12 protein-coding genes are annotated in these 16,070 nt (G+C 65.8%); 6 read left to right on the plus strand and 6 right to left on the minus strand.

Going from position 1 to position 16,070, the window contains the following annotated elements:
- Positions 1 to 147 precede the first annotated feature (147 nt).
- The 5 genes from HDG37_RS11075 (at position 148) to HDG37_RS11095 (ending at position 6,597) form a co-directional block, all read left to right on the plus strand.
- Entirely contained in the window at positions 148 to 1,758 is a 1,611-nt protein-coding gene (locus tag HDG37_RS11075; RefSeq protein ID WP_184046944.1) for an FAD-dependent oxidoreductase, read from the plus strand.
- A gap of 39 nt (positions 1,759 to 1,797) precedes the next feature.
- Complete coding sequence (locus HDG37_RS11080; protein WP_184046947.1) at positions 1,798 to 1,971, plus strand: hypothetical protein; 174 nt, start codon at positions 1,798 to 1,800, stop codon at positions 1,969 to 1,971.
- Positions 1,972 to 2,109: 138 nt separating this feature from the next.
- Complete coding sequence (locus HDG37_RS11085) at positions 2,110 to 3,339, plus strand: HlyD family secretion protein (protein WP_184046950.1); 1,230 nt, start codon at positions 2,110 to 2,112, stop codon at positions 3,337 to 3,339.
- Positions 3,336 to 4,934, plus strand: coding sequence for a DHA2 family efflux MFS transporter permease subunit (locus HDG37_RS11090; protein WP_184046953.1), 1,599 nt, complete (start codon positions 3,336 to 3,338; stop codon positions 4,932 to 4,934). The genes HDG37_RS11085 and HDG37_RS11090 overlap by 4 nt, the downstream gene beginning before the upstream one ends.
- Positions 4,935 to 5,004: 70 nt before the next feature.
- Complete coding sequence (locus tag HDG37_RS11095; protein ID WP_260334604.1) at positions 5,005 to 6,597, plus strand: efflux transporter outer membrane subunit; 1,593 nt, start codon at positions 5,005 to 5,007, stop codon at positions 6,595 to 6,597.
- Between the two features lie 22 nt (positions 6,598 to 6,619).
- On the opposite strand, the gene HDG37_RS11100 is transcribed toward HDG37_RS11095, so the two are convergent.
- The 3 genes from HDG37_RS11100 to glgX all read right to left on the minus strand — a co-directional run bounded on the left by HDG37_RS11100 (position 6,620) and on the right by glgX (position 11,323).
- Positions 6,620 to 8,686 (minus strand): AI-2E family transporter, encoded by a 2,067-nt coding sequence (locus tag HDG37_RS11100; RefSeq protein ID WP_184046956.1) that lies wholly within the window; start codon positions 8,684 to 8,686, stop codon positions 6,620 to 6,622.
- Between the two features lie 95 nt (positions 8,687 to 8,781).
- Positions 8,782 to 8,958, minus strand: a complete 177-nt coding sequence (locus HDG37_RS11105; RefSeq protein ID WP_184046959.1) for a DUF2934 domain-containing protein — start codon at positions 8,956 to 8,958, stop codon at positions 8,782 to 8,784.
- 151 nt (positions 8,959 to 9,109) lie between these two features.
- Positions 9,110 to 11,323, minus strand: coding sequence for a glycogen debranching protein GlgX (glgX, locus tag HDG37_RS11110; RefSeq protein WP_184046962.1), 2,214 nt, complete (start codon positions 11,321 to 11,323; stop codon positions 9,110 to 9,112).
- 292 nt (positions 11,324 to 11,615) lie between these two features.
- Here glgX and HDG37_RS11115 point away from each other — a divergent pair, with 292 nt between their 5' ends.
- Positions 11,616 to 12,038: a PRC-barrel domain-containing protein gene (locus HDG37_RS11115; protein WP_184046964.1), complete on the plus strand. Its 423-nt coding sequence runs from the start codon at positions 11,616 to 11,618 to the stop codon at positions 12,036 to 12,038.
- Between the two features lie 71 nt (positions 12,039 to 12,109).
- On the opposite strand, the gene HDG37_RS11120 is transcribed toward HDG37_RS11115, so the two are convergent.
- From HDG37_RS11120 to HDG37_RS11130, 3 genes are read right to left on the minus strand one after another with little or no spacing between them, the layout of a single operon-like run.
- A complete protein-coding gene (locus tag HDG37_RS11120; RefSeq protein WP_184046966.1) occupies positions 12,110 to 14,371 on the minus strand; it encodes a xanthine dehydrogenase family protein molybdopterin-binding subunit in 2,262 nt (753 codons plus the stop codon).
- Positions 14,368 to 15,375, minus strand: coding sequence for a xanthine dehydrogenase family protein subunit M (locus HDG37_RS11125; RefSeq protein ID WP_184046968.1), 1,008 nt, complete (start codon positions 15,373 to 15,375; stop codon positions 14,368 to 14,370). Before HDG37_RS11125 ends, HDG37_RS11120 begins: the two co-directional genes overlap by 4 nt.
- Entirely contained in the window at positions 15,372 to 15,932 is a 561-nt protein-coding gene (locus HDG37_RS11130) for a (2Fe-2S)-binding protein (protein ID WP_184046970.1), read from the minus strand. The genes HDG37_RS11125 and HDG37_RS11130 overlap by 4 nt, the downstream gene beginning before the upstream one ends.
- Positions 15,933 to 16,070 lie beyond the last annotated feature (138 nt).

Below are 16,070 nucleotides of genomic sequence, written 5' to 3' on the forward strand. Positions count from 1 at the left end.
CCAAGCGGCTTCACGGCATCCCTCCGCCGACGCGTCCGGGCACGGCGATTGCTGCCTTATTGCTGTTTGATGGCAAGCCTACTTCCGTCACCGCTCGCGACGCGTTTGCGTGCGCTGCGCGAGTTCTTTCTTGCGCGAGGCCTCACCATGTCCACGACTGCCCGCCGCGTCGCGCGGCTCTCGGAATTACCAACGGACCGCGCGGTGCGCGTGATCGTGGACGGCACGCCGATTCTGCTGGTGCGCGATGGCGACGCCGTACGCGCGTACTCGCCTGATTGCCCGCATGCCGGGGGCCCGCTCGAAGAGGGCGCGCTGTGCCACGGCCGCATTATCTGCCCGTGGCACAAGGGTACGTTCGACGTCGCGACCGGTAACGTGCTCGAGCCGCCCGCGCTGCTGCCGCTCGATCGCTACCCGGTCACGCTCGATGGCGACGACGTGCTCGTGTCGGCGGAAAAAATCGCAGCGCCGGAACCGGCGGCGCACACATCCCCGCCCGATGCCACCGCGCAACGCAAGCACTACGTGGTAATCGGCGCGGGCGCGGCCGGCGCCGCTGCCTGTGCCGCGTTACGCGAGTTCGGCTTCGAGGGCCGCATCACGCTGATCGGCGATGAAGCGCACGCACCCTATGACCGCACCTCGCTGAGCAAATTCGTCCCCTCGTTTGAAATGACGCCCGCCGACGTGCCGCCGCTGCTGCCGCCCGACTGGCTGCACACGCACGGCATCGAGCGCATCGTCGCGAAGGTCGCGCGGCTCGACGTGCCTGCGCGCACGATCCATTTCGAAGCCGGCGCGGGTGGTAGCGAGCAGAGCATCGAGCCGCTGAAATACGACACCGCGCTGCTCGCGACCGGCAGCGTGCCGAAAGTGCCCGACATGCCCGGCTGCGAACTCGGCGGCGTGCATGTGCTTCGACACCTCGACGATGCCGCCGCGTTGATCGACGCGCTCGGCGACGATGCATCGCAAACCCGCGTCGCGATTCTCGGCAGCAGCTTCATCGGCCTCGAAGTCGCGTCCGCGTTGCGCAAGCACGGCGTGCCCGTCACCGTGATTTCGCGCGACAAGGTGCCGTTCGCGAAGCAGTTCGGCGAGCGCGCGGGCCAGATGTTTCGCGCGCTGCACGAAAGCAATGGCGTGAAGTTTTATCTCGACGCCAAGGTCGCCTCGCTCGAGGGCGAGGAAGGCAATGTGCATACGGTGATGCTCGCCGGCGGCGAGGCCATCGCGGCCGACGTCGTGCTGCTGGGTACGGGGGTTGCGCCGGCTACGGGCTTTGTCGAAGGACTGCCGTTGCAGAAGGACGGCGGCGTGGTCGTCAATGCCGGCATGAACGCCGCGTGCGGTCTGTATGCGGCCGGCGATATCGCCGTGTTCACGCTGCATGAGAACCAGGAGCCGGTGCGTATCGAGCATTGGCGCGTCGCGCAGCAGCATGCGCGCATCGCCGCGCAGAACATGTGCGGTGTGCGCAATCGCTATGCCGACGTGCCGTTCTTCTGGACCTATCACTACGGCAAGAACTTCGAATACCTCGGCCACGCGAGCGAGTGGGATGAGATCGTCGTCGATGGCGACTTCGATCGTCACCAGTTCATCGCGCTGTACGTGCGCGACGGCCACGTCGACGCGGTGTTCGCCTGCGAGCGCGAAGCGCTGACCGCACGGCTTTCCGACGCGTTGCGCGGCGGGCTGTCGCGGGCCGACGCGCTCGCGATCATCGGCGCGCCGGAAGCGGCGGCGTCGTGACCCATCGTGTTGCTGTTCAACCTTGACTAAGGAGTCACCATGACGACACACAAGGAAAAACATCCTCACTCGGAAAAGAGCGAAAAGCAGATCGACAAGCAGGTCGAAGACAGCTTCCCGGCTAGCGACCCGCCGTCGACGGGCGGCACCACGAGGATCGAGCCGGAGCAGGACGAGGCAAAGGCCGGGCACGACAAGCCCGCCGGTCAATAGCCGCGTGGCAGCGGTTCGCGCCGCCCGCGCTTGCCGAGCGCCCGCGGCCTCGCCCATCACTGTGTTCGCGGCGGCCGCGGATGGCGTCTATTGCACTCCCCTATTCTCAACCCACTGGAACGACGGAAACGACTCACCATGTCAGACGAGACCGGCTCGGCCAGCACCGGGCAGGAGGCATTCGGGCGCGATGCGCCGCACGGCGATGATCGCCGCGACGGCAACGACGAACGCGATGGCGTCGGCAAACGCGGCGACCAAGGCCGCGCTGACGGCAAACATGGCAACGGCAACAGCGACAAGGACAACGGCGACCACGGTCAGCAGAAAAAGACGCCCGGCAAGAAGCCGCTGATCATCCTCGGCGCGGTCGTGATCCTGATTGGCATCGTCGGCTTCGTCTGGTGGTTCGCGACGCGCAACGAGGTGACGACCGACGACGCCTACACCGATGGCAACGCGATCACGATGGCGCCGAAAGTCTCCGGCTACGTGGTGACGCTCGCGGTCGACGACAACCAGTTCGTGCACAAGGGCGACCTACTGCTCGTGATCGACAAGCGAGACTACCAGGCGCAGGTCGATCAGGCGAAGGCGCAGCTTGGTCTTGCAAAGGCGCAATTGAACGCCGCGCAGGTGCAGCTCGACATCGCGCGCGTGCAGTATCCGGCGCAGTATCGCCAGGCGAAGGCGCAAACCTCGTCGGCGGAAGCGAATCTGCGCGAGGCGCAAGCCTCCTGGCAGCGTCAGCACACGGTCGATCCGCGCGCGACCACGCAGCAGAACGTCGATACCGCCGACGCACAGCGCCAGTCGGCCAACGCGAGCCTCGAGCAGGCGCGCGCGCAGCAGCGGACCGCGAGCCTCGTGCCGCAGCGGTTGCGCGAGGCCGAGGCCGCCGTCGACGAACGCCGCCAGCAGGTGCATCAGGCTGAGGCACAGCTCGAACAGGCGCAGCTCAATCTGTCGTACTGCGAGGTGCGCGCGCCATCGGATGGCTGGATCACGCGGCGCAACGTGCAGCTCGGCAGCTTCCTGAGCGCGGGCGTGTCGCTGTTCTCGATCGTCACGCCGCAGGTGTGGGTCACCGCGAACTTCAAGGAGTCGCAGCTCGAACGCATCCGCCCCGGCGACAAGGTCGAAGTCGACGTCGACGCGTATCCGAAGCTCGATCTGCGCGGCCACGTGGATAGCGTGCAACTCGGCAGCGGCTCGCGCTTCTCGGCGTTCCCGACCGAAAACGCAACCGGCAACTTCGTGAAGATCGTGCAGCGGGTACCGGTCAAGATCATCATCGACGAAGGTCTGCCGCGCGATCATCCGCTCGGGCTGGGCTTGTCGGTCACGCCGAAGGTGTACCTGAAATGACGGCGTCCGACGCGCCCGGCGAGGCGTCGCCCGGCGATGCGTCGAACTGGAAGCCATCCGCGAATCCGTGGCTGATCGCGATCGTCGTCACGCTCGCCGCGTTCATGGAAGTGCTCGACACGACCATCGTCAACGTCGCGCTGCCGCACATCGCGGGCACGATGTCTGCCAGTTACGACGAAGCGACGTGGACGCTGACCTCATATCTGGTCGCCAACGGCATCGTGCTGCCGATCTCGGGTTTCTTCGGTCGGCTGCTCGGGCGCAAGCGCTATTTCCTCGTCTGCATCATTGCGTTCACCGTGTGCTCGTTTCTATGCGGCATTGCGACCAATCTGTGGCAGCTGATCATCTTCCGCTGTTTGCAGGGCTTTTTCGGCGGCGGACTGCAACCGAACCAGCAATCGATCATTCTCGACACGTTTCCGCCGCAGCAGCGCGGCCGCGCGTTTTCAATCTCGGCGGTCGCGATCGTCGTCGCGCCGGTGCTGGGACCCACGCTCGGCGGCTGGATCACCGACAACTTTTCGTGGCGCTGGGTGTTCCTCGTGAACGTGCCGTTCGGCGTGCTGACCTCGCTCGCGGTGATGCAACTGGTCGAGGATCCGCCGTGGAAACGCAAGGGCGATCTGCGCGTGTCGGTGGATTACGTGGGTATCTTTTTGATCGCGATCGGCCTCGGCTGCCTGCAGGTGATGCTCGATCGCGGCGAGGACGACGACTGGTTTTCGTCGAACTTCATTCGCACGTTCGCGGTGCTCGCGGTGTCGGGCATCGTCGGTGCGACGTACTGGCTGCTGTACACGAAGAAGCCGGTCGTCGATCTGCGCTGTCTGAAGGACCGCAACTTCGCGCTCGGCTGCGTGACGATCGCCGCGTTCGCGACGATTCTGTATGGCAGCGCGGTGCTCGTGCCACAGCTCGCGCAACAGCAGCTCGGCTATACGGCGATGCTCGCGGGCCTCGTGCTGTCGCCGGGCGCGGTGCTGATCACGATGGAAATTCCGCTGATCAGCAAAATGATGCCGCACGTGCAGACGCGTTTTCTGGTGGCCACCGGCTTCGGGCTGCTCGCGTGCGCGCTCGCGTATTCGCACACACTGGTGCCGGACATCGACTACTTCACGCTGGTGAAGATGCGCAGCGCGCAGTCGCTGGCGATCGGCTTCCTGTTCGTGCCGATCACGACGCTTGCGTATCTGACCGTACCGCCGCGACTGAACGACGACGCGTCCGCGCTGTTCACGATGTTCCGCAACGTCGCGGGTTCGATCGGTATCTCGCTGTCGACCGCGATGGTTCGCGAGCGCACGCAGGCGCGCATGGCGCATCTGTCGGAGTTCATGTCGCCGCTTTCACAAAATTACAACGATACGTTGCAACGCAACGCCCGGACGATCGCGGACATCAATGGCATGCCGCTTTCTCAGGCGTTGCAAACGGCGAACGGTCATCTGTACACCACGTACATCTCGCAGGCGACGTTCCTCGCCTATGTCGACGTATTCGCGTTCCTCGCGATTTTCTGCACGCTGTGCATTCCGATCACGATTTTCTTTTCACCGGCCAAGGCGTCCGGCGGCGGAGGACATTGAAGTGAAGCCTGGTTTGAAGCGCGGCCTTCCCGAACCCGCCACGTGTTTGATTGCCTGTGTCGTCGTCGGCATGTCCGCTCTGCTCGCGTCCTGCACCGTCGGCCCCGACTTTCATGCGCCGCACGCCGACGTGCCGGCGCAGTGGCACGATACGCAGCGCACCGCGGCGAATGCCGCCGCGAGCGACGCGTCCGTAACGAGGCCGAACGTCGCTTCGGTGCCCACCCTCGACACCGATCCCGACCCGCGCTGGTGGCGCAGTTTCAACGATCGGACGCTCGACGCGCTGATCGCGCGCGCCGCGCTCGGCAATCTTGACTTGCAGCAAGCGGTGCTACGCATCGTCGAAGCGCGCACCCAGGTCCAATCGGCGGCCGCGCAGGGTCTGCCGAATCTGCGCGCGACCGGCAGCTATCAGCGCGAGCAGCTTGGCCTCAAAGGTTTTCTGCAGGAGAACGGCGCCTACGACAAGGTCGATCAACTCGGCGCGCCCAATTCGCCCGTCAATGCGATCGCACCGGGCGCGGGCGCCGCGTTGCAAAAAGGCGCGAACAACCTGCTCGACCAGCTGAGCGCGCCGATCAATCTGTGGCAGGTCGGCTTCGACGCAACCTGGGAGCTCGATCTGTTCGGCCGCGTGCGTCGCTCGGTCGAGGCCGCGAACGCGCAAACCGAGGCCGCGTACGAGAGCCGCAACGACGCGTTGCTGTCGCTCGAAGCCGAGGTCGCGCAGACCTATATGCAGCTGCGCGGCGCGCAAACCTTGCACAACATCGCGACGAGCCTCGTCGAGCAGCAAGCCGAGACCGTCGAGTTGACGCAGAACAAGGCGAAGGTCGGGCTCGCGAGCGAGCTCGACGTGCAAAGCGCGCGGGCGCAGCTCGCGCAAACGAAAACGCAGTTGCCGCAATACGATCAGCAGATCGCCCAGTCGCTCAACGCGCTCGCGTATCTGATCGGCGAGCCGCCCGGCGCGCTCGAAGCGCAACTGAGCACGCCGCAAACCGTGCCGCCGGTGCCGCCCGTCGTGCCGATAGGCTTGCCGTCGACGCTCGCGCGGCGCCGGCCCGACATCCGCCGCGCCGAGGCGAATCTGCACGCGGCAACGGCCAGTGTCGGCGTCGCGGTCGCGCAGTTCTACCCCGACGTGTCGCTGACCGGCCAGGCCGGCATGCGCGCGACGAATGCCCGCGATCTCGCGCGCTGGTCGCACCTGTTCTATTCGTTCGGGCCCACCGTGTCGCTGCCGATTTTCCAGGGCGGCGCGCTGGTAGCCAATCTGCGCATGTCGAAGGCCCAACAGGCCGAAGCCGCGCTCGATTACCGCAAGACCGTGCTCAGCGCGCTGAGGGACGTCGACAACGCGCTGGTCGTCTATCGCACCGATCAGGCGCGGCGCGATGCGCTCGCGGACAGCGTCACCGCGCAGCAGACCTCGTTCGATCTGTCGCGCGATAGCTATCGCACGGGCCTGACGAGCTTCATCAACGTGCTCGATGCGCAGCGGCAGCTCGCGCAGGCACGAGAGCAATACGCTCAGGGCACGACCCAGGTCAGCACCGACCTGGTGGCGTTGTACAAGGCGCTAGGCGGCGGCTGGCAGAGCGATGCCGATGCGGCGGGAGCAACGGGCGCGGCGACGCCGTCAGGCAGCGGCGGATAGCCAGCCACGCTGCCGCAAGGCTTCAGCCATGCTCGAACTGGGGCTCCGCGATCACCGTTCGCGTCGCATCGATGAGACGGCACGCGGCCAGCATCTGCTGCAACGACGTCACGGCGCGCTCCGCTTCCACCGATTCCTGCTGTTCCGCGCTCCATTGCTGCAGTTCCTCGGGTGTCCAAAGGCCGACCACGATCGACACATTCGGCAAGCGCGTGCGGATGCGCCGGATCAGATTGCGCAGATGCGACGGAATGCCGTCGATCTGCAGATACAGAAGGCAGACGATGCCCACGTCGTCCGCCACGAGGCTGTCGATCGATGCGCGCGACACCGCCTCGTGCGGCAGCGAGCGCGCCGCGAAGCCGTGCTTGCCGAGCAACTGCAGCAGAATGATCGTCGCGAGTGCGTCGAGCGGGCCGCGGCCCGGCAGGCACAACACGCGGCTCGTCGGCGCATGCCAGGCGAACACGGGCGCGGCGGCGGACGGTTGGCTGAACGCCCCCTGCTCCGGGCCGTGGATCTGTTCGGGCGTGACCGCAGTGGTGCTGATGCCGCTGTTCGCGGCGTCGGCCGATCGTGGCATCGCCCGCGCGGCCTGCGTTTCGTCGGAGGACGCCAGCGGCCCCACCGCGCCAGGGTTCGCCTGCGTCGCGAGCGGCGCGGGCTCGCGATCCTCGTAGCCGTCGAGGCCGTCGACCAGGTCGTTGGTCGTCGACTCGATGCGCGCGAGTTGCGCGCTGGTCACGCTGCCGCGCGTGAGGTCATTGGCCGCGAGCCGCAAGCCCTTGATCGCGACTTCGTCGTAGTAGGCCGACAGCGAGCGGTCGCGCAATAGCACTTCGGCCTGCTCGATCGCTTCATCCGGATCGCCGGCGAGCGCGCGTTGATAGAAGTTTTCGACTGGCGTCAGCGCGGGCTGATCGCCGAGCAGCACGTCGAGAAACTCGAGACGCCGCACGTGCCGGCCGAGCACCAGCAGACACAGCGTCAACGGTGTCGACAGGATCAGCCCGATCGGCCCCCAGATCCAGCTCCAGAAGATCGCCGCGACCACCACCGAAAACGGCGACAGGCCGGTGCTGCGCCCATACAGCAGCGGCTCGACCACTTGCCCCACCGCCAGTTCCGCGACCACGAACAGCACCAGCGACCAGATCGCCATCGCCCAGCCGGGACTGACCGCGGCGGCGAGCGCGGTGGGCAGTATCGCAGCGATCCAGATGCCGACGTAGGGCACGAGCCGCAGCAGCGCCGCTAGAATGCCCCACAGGATCGGGCTCGGCACGCCGATCAGAAACAGCCCCGTCCCGATCACGACGCCGACGCCGGTGTTGACGCCGAGTTGCGACACGAAGTAGCGGCTCAGGCGTCGCGCGGTCTCGTCCATCACCGTGGTCGCGCGGTGCAGGTCGCGCGAGCCGAACAGCCGGATCGCGCGATCGCGCAGGTCGTCGCGTTGCAGCAGGATCACGATCGTGACGACGAAAACGATGAACGCGGTTTCCAACGGACTGATGGCCGGCGACAGCACGCGTCGCGCGAGCTCGAACGGCGTCGGCACGGGCTCGCGCACTTCCACCGGCACCGCCGCCGACGCCTGCGGACTCGCCGCGGCCGCCGCGCCGTTCGGCGCTCGCGGCTGCGGCGGCTCGATCGTCGCGCGCTGCAATGCCTGCCCTGCCTCGCTCGCGAAACGGTTCAGCTTGCCGATCGTCAGACTGTGCACGGTGTCGATCTTGTGCTGGATGGTCGCCTGATAGCGCGGCATGCCGGCCGCGAGATCGGTCAGCTGCGTGGCGATTACCGCGCACAGCAGCGCGATGACCGACACCGAGATCAGGACCGCCGCGCACACCGACGCGACATGGCCGAGTTTGAGCCGGGACAGCGCATCGGCGAGCGGTGCGACGAGAAAGCTCAACAGGATCGCGAGCGTGATCGGAATCATCACCGCGCTCGCGACGTACAGGCATGCGACCGCGATCACGCCGACGCCGAACGTGACGAGGCCCTCGATACCAAATGCGGTGGAGGCCGCCTGAATGCGCGCGGCGGTGCTCATGCCGTGCGGCTCGGGTGTGTCGTTCATGTTGCGGAGCGAAGATCGGGCATGGAAAAACGGTCCCTGAGCCGCACGCGGTTCGCCGGCTCGGAGTCTTATTACTCAATCCCGTTGAGGAATGTCTATTTCATCGAATCGCCCGACACCGGCCCGCTCTCGACCGGTGGTGCCTCCTTCTCGATCTCACGGCGGGCCTGCTCCCAGTATTGCTCGGGCGTGCCCTTCGGCTCGGCCGCCTGCTCCCACAGATAGTAGGCGCGAATGCGGATCTGCTCGTCGACGCTCGGTTCCTGTTCCATTTGTTCACTCCAGCTTGGCCGTTTGCGTGCGCGCGCCTGCCGTGGCGAAGATCGCAGACGCGTGCGTATCGTCAACAACAGAACGAGCAAACCTTGTACCTGTGCTGCGGCCCGCTTTTGCAACGGGACTGGCGTCGCTCGCCAGCGGGGACTAGCCTGGCGCGACGTCGCCTTCGTCGGAAGTCAACTGCACTTCGAGGCGGTCGAACACGCGCTGCGTCGCGCGGCTCGGCGCTTCGAGCGCGAACAGCAGCAGCGAGCGGCCGGTCACCTGGTAGGCATCGCCCGCGCTGAATTGCGGCAGCTCGGCGCGCACCGGCATGTTGGTGTCGACGAGGCAGGTCCAAAAATCGCCCTCGGGAATGTCGGGCAGCGTGAAGTTGACGACGTCGTGGTACGCGTTCAGCACCAGCAGCAAGGTCGCGTCGGACGCGAGACGGCGAATGCCGCTCGCCTGCGCACGTCCGTCGATCACGAGGCCGAAGCAGCGCATCGCCGGATCGGCCCACTGCTCGCCCGAGATGTCGGTGCCGTCCGGCGATAGCCAGCGCGTGTCGGTCACGTCGAGCGTCTCGTTGTATTCGCCAGTCAGAAAACGGCCGCGCCTCAGCACCGGCAAACGATGGCGCAACGTGGTCAGATTGCGCACGAACTCGGTCAGCGCGCGGCCGTCGTCGTCGATCGCATCCCAATCGACCCAGCTGATCTCGTTGTCCTGGCAATACGCGTTGTTGTTGCCCTGCTGCGTGCGGCCGAATTCGTCGCCGGCGAGGATCATCGGCGTGCCCTGCGACAGCAGCAGCGTCGCGAGCAGATTGCGCTTCTGGCGCTCGCGTTGCTGGCGGATGTCGGCGTCGTCGGTCGGTCCTTCGGCGCCCATGTTCCACGACTTGTTGTCCGAATGGCCGTCGCGGTTGTCCTCGCCGTTTGCCTCGTTGTGCTTGTCGTTGTACGAGACCAGATCGTTCAGCGTGAAGCCGTCGTGCGCGGCAATGAAGTTCACGCTTGCCCACGGCCGCCGGCCGCGATGATTGAACTTGTCGCCCGACGCGGTGACGCGCGTCGCGAGATCGGCGGCGGTGCCCTCGTCACCCTTCCAGTAAGCCCGCGCGGTGTCGCGGAAGCGATCGTTCCATTCGGCCCAGCCCGGCGGAAAACCGCCCACCTGATAGCCGCCGGGGCCGCAATCCCACGGCTCGGCGATCAGCCGGATGCTGGAGAGGACCGGGTCCTGGCGGCAGCTGTCGAGAAAGCCGCCGCCCTCGTCGAAACCGTGATCTTCGCGGCCGAGGATCGTCGCGAGATCGAAGCGGAAACCGTCCACTTTCATTTCGGTGACCCAGTAGCGCAGGCTGTCGGTCACCATCTGCAGCACACGCGGATGCGACAGGTTCAGCGTATTGCCGGTGCCGGTGTCGTTGATGTAGTAGCGCGGCTCGTCGGGCATCAGCCGGTAGTACGACGCGTTGTCGATGCCCTTGAACGAGACCGTCGGGCCGCGTTCGTTGCCTTCGGCCGTGTGGTTGTACACGACGTCGAGTATCACTTCGAGATCGGCCTGGTGAAAACGGTCGACCATCTCCTTGAATTCGCCGACCGACTCGGTCGATGACGCGAAAAAGCGCGGATCGGCCGCGAAAAAACCGATCGTGTTGTAACCCCAGTAGTTCGTGAGACCCTTGTCGAGCAGATGGCTGTCGTTGACGAAAGTCTGGATCGGCATCAGCTCGACCGAGGTCACGCCAAGGCTGCGGATATGGTCGAGCACCGGCTGCTGCGCCAGACCCGCGAACGTGCCGCGCAGACGCTCGGGCACCCGCGGATGACGTTTCGTGTAGCCGCGCACGTGCGTCTCGTAGAGAATCACGCGCTCCCACGGCAGCGCGTTGCGCTCCGGATGGCTCCACGAAAAATTCGCGTCGACCACCTTGCACTTCGGCACGAAAGGCGCGCTATCGCGTTCATCGAATGACAGGTCGAGCTCTTCCGAGCCGAGCGTATAGCCGAAGATTTCCGGCGCCCATATAAGCTCGCCGATGTGCGCCTTCGCATATGGATCGAGCAGCAGCTTGTTCGGATTGAAGCGATGCCCGTTTTCGGGCTCGTAGGGACCATGCACGCGAAATCCATAGACGGCACCCGGTTTCAGATTCGGTACGAACACATGCCATACCTCGTCGGTGTATTCGGGCAGCTCGATCCGTTCGAGTTCGTGTTGGCCAGTTTCATCGAACAGACACAGTTCGACTTTGGTTGAGTGCGCGGAGAACAACGCGAAGTTGACGCCACTGCCGTTCCATGTCGCGCCGAGCGGAAAAGGCGTGCCTTCGGCAATGCGCGTCGAGTAGCTGGCTGGGGATGACATAGGTGTTCTCAGTGGCTGCAAGGAGGTTGGTATCTCAGGGTCATGCATGTGTTTTTTTCAACTGCCTTTCCACGTGTTCTTTGCTGCTCATTGTTCCAGTGTAGGCATTCGAGGCCCGCGCGCCGGAGATTGCACCGCGCGCAAGCAGCGCGCCGGTGCGTGTAGCAACTTATGGGCCTGATCCGCCTCGCTTTCCCTCAGCTCAAAGTCGCGGCATGAGATTTGCAGCATACCGGCAAGGCGCACGCATTGCGCGCCGTCGAAACGCCACCACACCAAACCGGGAGAACAGATGATGCGCAACACGCAGATCACACCGCTGGCCGCTTGCGCATCGCTTCTCGCCGCCATGACGCTGATTTCCGCGTTGGGCACGTGCGGCAGCGCGTTCGCGCAAGGCGCGCCGCAGGCGATCACCGAAAAACGCACGGACGTCGTGCAGCTCGCGAGCGGCTATCGCGCGTCTAAGCTGTCGGGCGCGGACGTGTACAACCGCAACAAGGACAACATCGGCACGCTCGACGATCTGATCGTGTCGCCGGGCACCGAGCGCACCACGTATGCGATCCTGTCGGTCGGCGGCTTTCTCGGCATGGGCAAGCATCTGGTCGCCGTGCCGTTCAACGATCTGCAGATCGACAACCGGCGCGTCGTGCTGCCCGAGGCGACGAAGAAATCGCTCGAGGCGTTGCCGGAGTTCAAGTACGCGAATTGAGCGCGGCGTTGCCGCGTCGAATCGATCGACGCGGCAACGGGCCATCCATGCACATGCGTTCAGGGGCGTAGTCAGCCGAGCAGCTTGTCGGGCGTAATGGGCAAATCGCGGATGCGTTTGCCGGTCGCATGCCAGATCGCGTTGCACACTGCCGCGGCCACGCCCACCACGCCGATTTCGCCGACACCTTTGACGCCGAGCGGATTGACGATGTCATCGCGCTCGTCGACGAACAGCACGTCGATCTCGTGAATGTCGGCATTCACCGGCATGTGATATTCGGCGAGGTTGTGATTCATCTGTCGTCCTAGCGCGTGATCGAACTGGCCGTGCTCGTGCAGCGCCATGCTGATGCCCCACACGACGCCGCCCGCGACCTGATTGCCCGCCGTCTTCGGATTGACGATGCGTCCCGCCGCGACCGCGCTGACCACGCGCGTGACCCGCACGGTGCCGAGCGCTTCGTCGACGCGCACTTCGGCGAATACCGCCGAATGCGTGCCCATCGAATACGCCTGCTGCTTTTCGTGCGGCTTCACGCTGGCCTGCTCTTCGAGTTCGTCCAGCCCGGCGCGCTGCAACAGCGTCGCAATCGCGATCGAGTCGTCCGCGTGTGGGCCGCACACGAGCCGGTTGCGCTCGCGCCGCACGTGTTCGCGAGTCGCCGACGCGAACCGTGCCCCACCATGTTCGCGCGCCAGTTCAACCAGACGGTTGTGCAGGCGCGTACACGCGGCATCGACGGCGCTGCCCACCGACGACACCGTCCACGATCCGCCCTCGATCGGCGCCTTCGGCAGCCGGGTGTCGCCGAGTTCGAAACTGACGTCGCCGAGCGGCACGCCGAGCGCGTCGGCGGCGATCTGCGTCATCGCGGTGTAGGTTCCGGTGCCGATATCGGCGGTCGAGCTCGACACGCTGACGCGGCCATCGGGCGTCAACACCGCGCGTGCGGCCGCTTCGTTCTGCATCGCGTCCCACGCACCGGTCGCCATGCCCCAGCCGATCAACTCGTTGCCGTCGCGGCGTGCGCGCGCCTCGAGCGGCCGCCCCGCCCAGCCGAAGCGGGCCGCGCCTTCGCGATAGCAGTCGCGCAGCGCCTTGCTCGAAAACGGCAGATTCCTGTTCGCGTCGCGCTCCGCATAGTTGACGAGCCTCAATTCGAGCGGGTCCATCCGCAATGCCTCGGCCAGTTCGTCCATCGCGACTTCGAGCGCAAAGAGCCCCTGTGTCGCGCCGGGCGCGCGCATGTCGGCCGGTGTCGGCACGTCGAGCCTCGCGACCCTGTAGCCCATCGACACGTTGTCGCATCGATACAGCTGCCCCGCCCAGTTGACCACCACGTCGCAGTAGTCCTCGTAGCGCGAGGTTTCCGACACCGCCTCATGGATCACCGCCTGCAGGCGGCCATCCGCCGACGCGCCGAGCGCGACGCGCTGCACCGTTTGCGGACGATGCGCGAAGGTGAACATCTGCTGCCGGGTCAGTGTGACGCGCACGGGTTTCTTCAGTTCGCGCGCGGCCATTACCGCGAGCGCCAGATGATATTGCGGCCTCAAGCCGGAGCCGAACGCGCCGCCGACGAACGGCGACACCACCTGCACTTCGTCGTCTTTCAAACCGAACACACGCGTCAGATAGCCCTTCGTATTGACGACGCCCTGAGTTTTTTCGTAGACGGTCAAGCGTCCTTGCGCATCGGGCACCACGGTGCATCCGTGCATTTCCATCGGATTGTGATACTCCGGTGGTGTCGTGTAGAACGCGTCCACGCGCGCCTTTGCAGCGGCCAAGGCCTTGCGTGGGTCGCCACGCTCGGGCGGAGGCGGATCGAAGCCGCCCTTCTCGGCCGACGGCGGCACGGCGCTCGTCAACGCTGCTTCGATATCGGTCTGGTGCGAGCCGGCCTCGTAACGCACCAGCACCAGCGACGCCGCGTAGCGCGCCAGTTCCAGCGATTGCGCGACCACCAGCGCAACTGGCTGCCCGCTGTACCACACGCGCTCGTCCCACAGCGGCCTCAATGGCGTGCCGCCGGGCGCGACCATGTCCTTGAACGCGTCGACGTCCGACGGCAGCGCCGGGCGCTTGCGATGCGTGAGCACGAGCAGCACGCCGGACAGCGCCTCGGCGGCCGAGGTATCGATCGACACGATCTTGCCGGCCGCGATCGTGCCCGACACGACGACGCCATACACGAGCCCTTCGACGCAGAACTCGGCGGCATATTGCGCGGCGCCGGTCACTTTGACGGGCCCGTCCACACGCGAATGCGGCACGCCGGTGGCAGGCTTCGGGCTGCCTGTCGACGGCAAGGTATCGGCACGGTTCATCGCGCGGCCTCCTCGAACGAACGTTGTGTGGCCTCGCCGAAGGCGCGCACGATCACGCGCGCCGCGAGTTCGATCTTGAACGCGTTGTCGCGCTGAGGGCGCGCACCGCGCAGCAGCGTCGCCGCAAAGTCGCGCAACGTTCGCGCGTTCAGCATCGCGCCGCGCAGTGCGGCTTCGGCGGCGGGATCGCGCCACGGCTTGTGCGCGACGCCGCCGAGCGCGCAACGCGCGTCGACGATGCGCGACTCGTCATCGAGTTCGACGCCGACCGCGGCCGACACCAGCGCGAACGCATACGATGCGCGGTCGCGCACCTTCACGTACGCGTGATGCGCGGCAAAACCTTGCGGCGGCAGTTCGATCGCGGTCACGAGTTCGTCGTCGCGCAGGTTGGTGTCGATCTGCGGCGTAGCGCCGGGCAGCCGGTGAAAATCCGCGAACGGCAGCGTGCGTGCGCCGTCGTTGCCGATCAGATGCACGGTGGCACCGAGCGCCGCCAACGCGACGCACATATCGGACGGATGCACGGCGATGCAGTGCTCGCTCGCACCGAGGATCGCGTGAATGCGGTTCACGCCATTCAGCGCCGGACAGCCGCTGCCGGGTTCGCGCTTGTTGCACGGCGTGCCCACGTCGTAGAAGTAGTAGCAGCGCGTGCGTTGCAGCAGATTGCCGCCGACCGTCGCGACGTTGCGAATCTGCGGCGACGCGCCTGCCAGGATCGCTTTCGCGAGCAGCGGGTAGCGGGTCGCGACGGTATCGTCATACGCGAGCGCGCTATTGGTTACGAGCGCGCCGATCTTCAGGCCGCCCTGCGCCGACGCTTCGATCTGCCTGAGCGGCAAACGGTTGATGTCGACGAGCAAAGCCGGGCGCGCCACGTCTTCGCGCAGCAGGTCGACGAGATTCGTGCCGCCCGCGATGAACGCGGCGCCCCTGTCCGAACGATGCCGTTCGAGCGCATCCTGCACCGCATCGGCGCGCGTGTATGAGAAGCGGTTCATGGCCGCGCTCCAGATTTATTCGCGACCGCACTGTCTTGCCTTGCGTCATCGTCACCGAAATGCGCAGCGTCGAGAATCGCCGCGACGATGTTCGGATACGCGCCGCAGCGGCACAGATTGCCGCTCATCTGCTCGCGCACATCGTCCGCGCAGCGCGCATGTCCTTCTTCGAGCATCGCGTGCGCCGAGCAGATTTGTCCGGGCGTACAGTAGCCGCACTGGAACGCGTCGTGATCGATGAACGCCTGCTGCAGCGGATGCAACGTGTCGCCGTTCGCGAGACCTTCGATCGTCGTGATCGATGCGCCGTCGTACACGACCGCGAGCGCGAGGCAGGTATTGATCCGCTGGCCATTGACGATCGCCGTACAAGCGCCGCATTGACCGTGATCGCAGCCCTTCTTGGTGCCGCTCAGGTGCGCATGCTCGCGCAGCAGATCGAGCAGGGAGGTCCACGCTTGGACGTCGAAGCGCCGCGTCTCGCCGTTGATCTCGAACGTCAATGCATGCGACGCCGGCGCGTCGGCCCGGGCGGTTTCAGCATCGGGGGTAGCCATCGGATTTCCTCCTCACAAGGCATCGCGCAAGCGGTGCGGCGCGCGACGGAACTCAACGCAACTCAAACCAATGCAAAGCGGCGACAGCGCGCGAGCGCGATGCCGCCGCGGCGTCCGGCGCGTCGCGAGGCAGGCCGA

This window comes from Paraburkholderia sp. MM5384-R2, from assembly GCF_014201025.1.
GTDB lineage: Bacteria > Pseudomonadota > Gammaproteobacteria > Burkholderiales > Burkholderiaceae > Paraburkholderia > Paraburkholderia tuberum.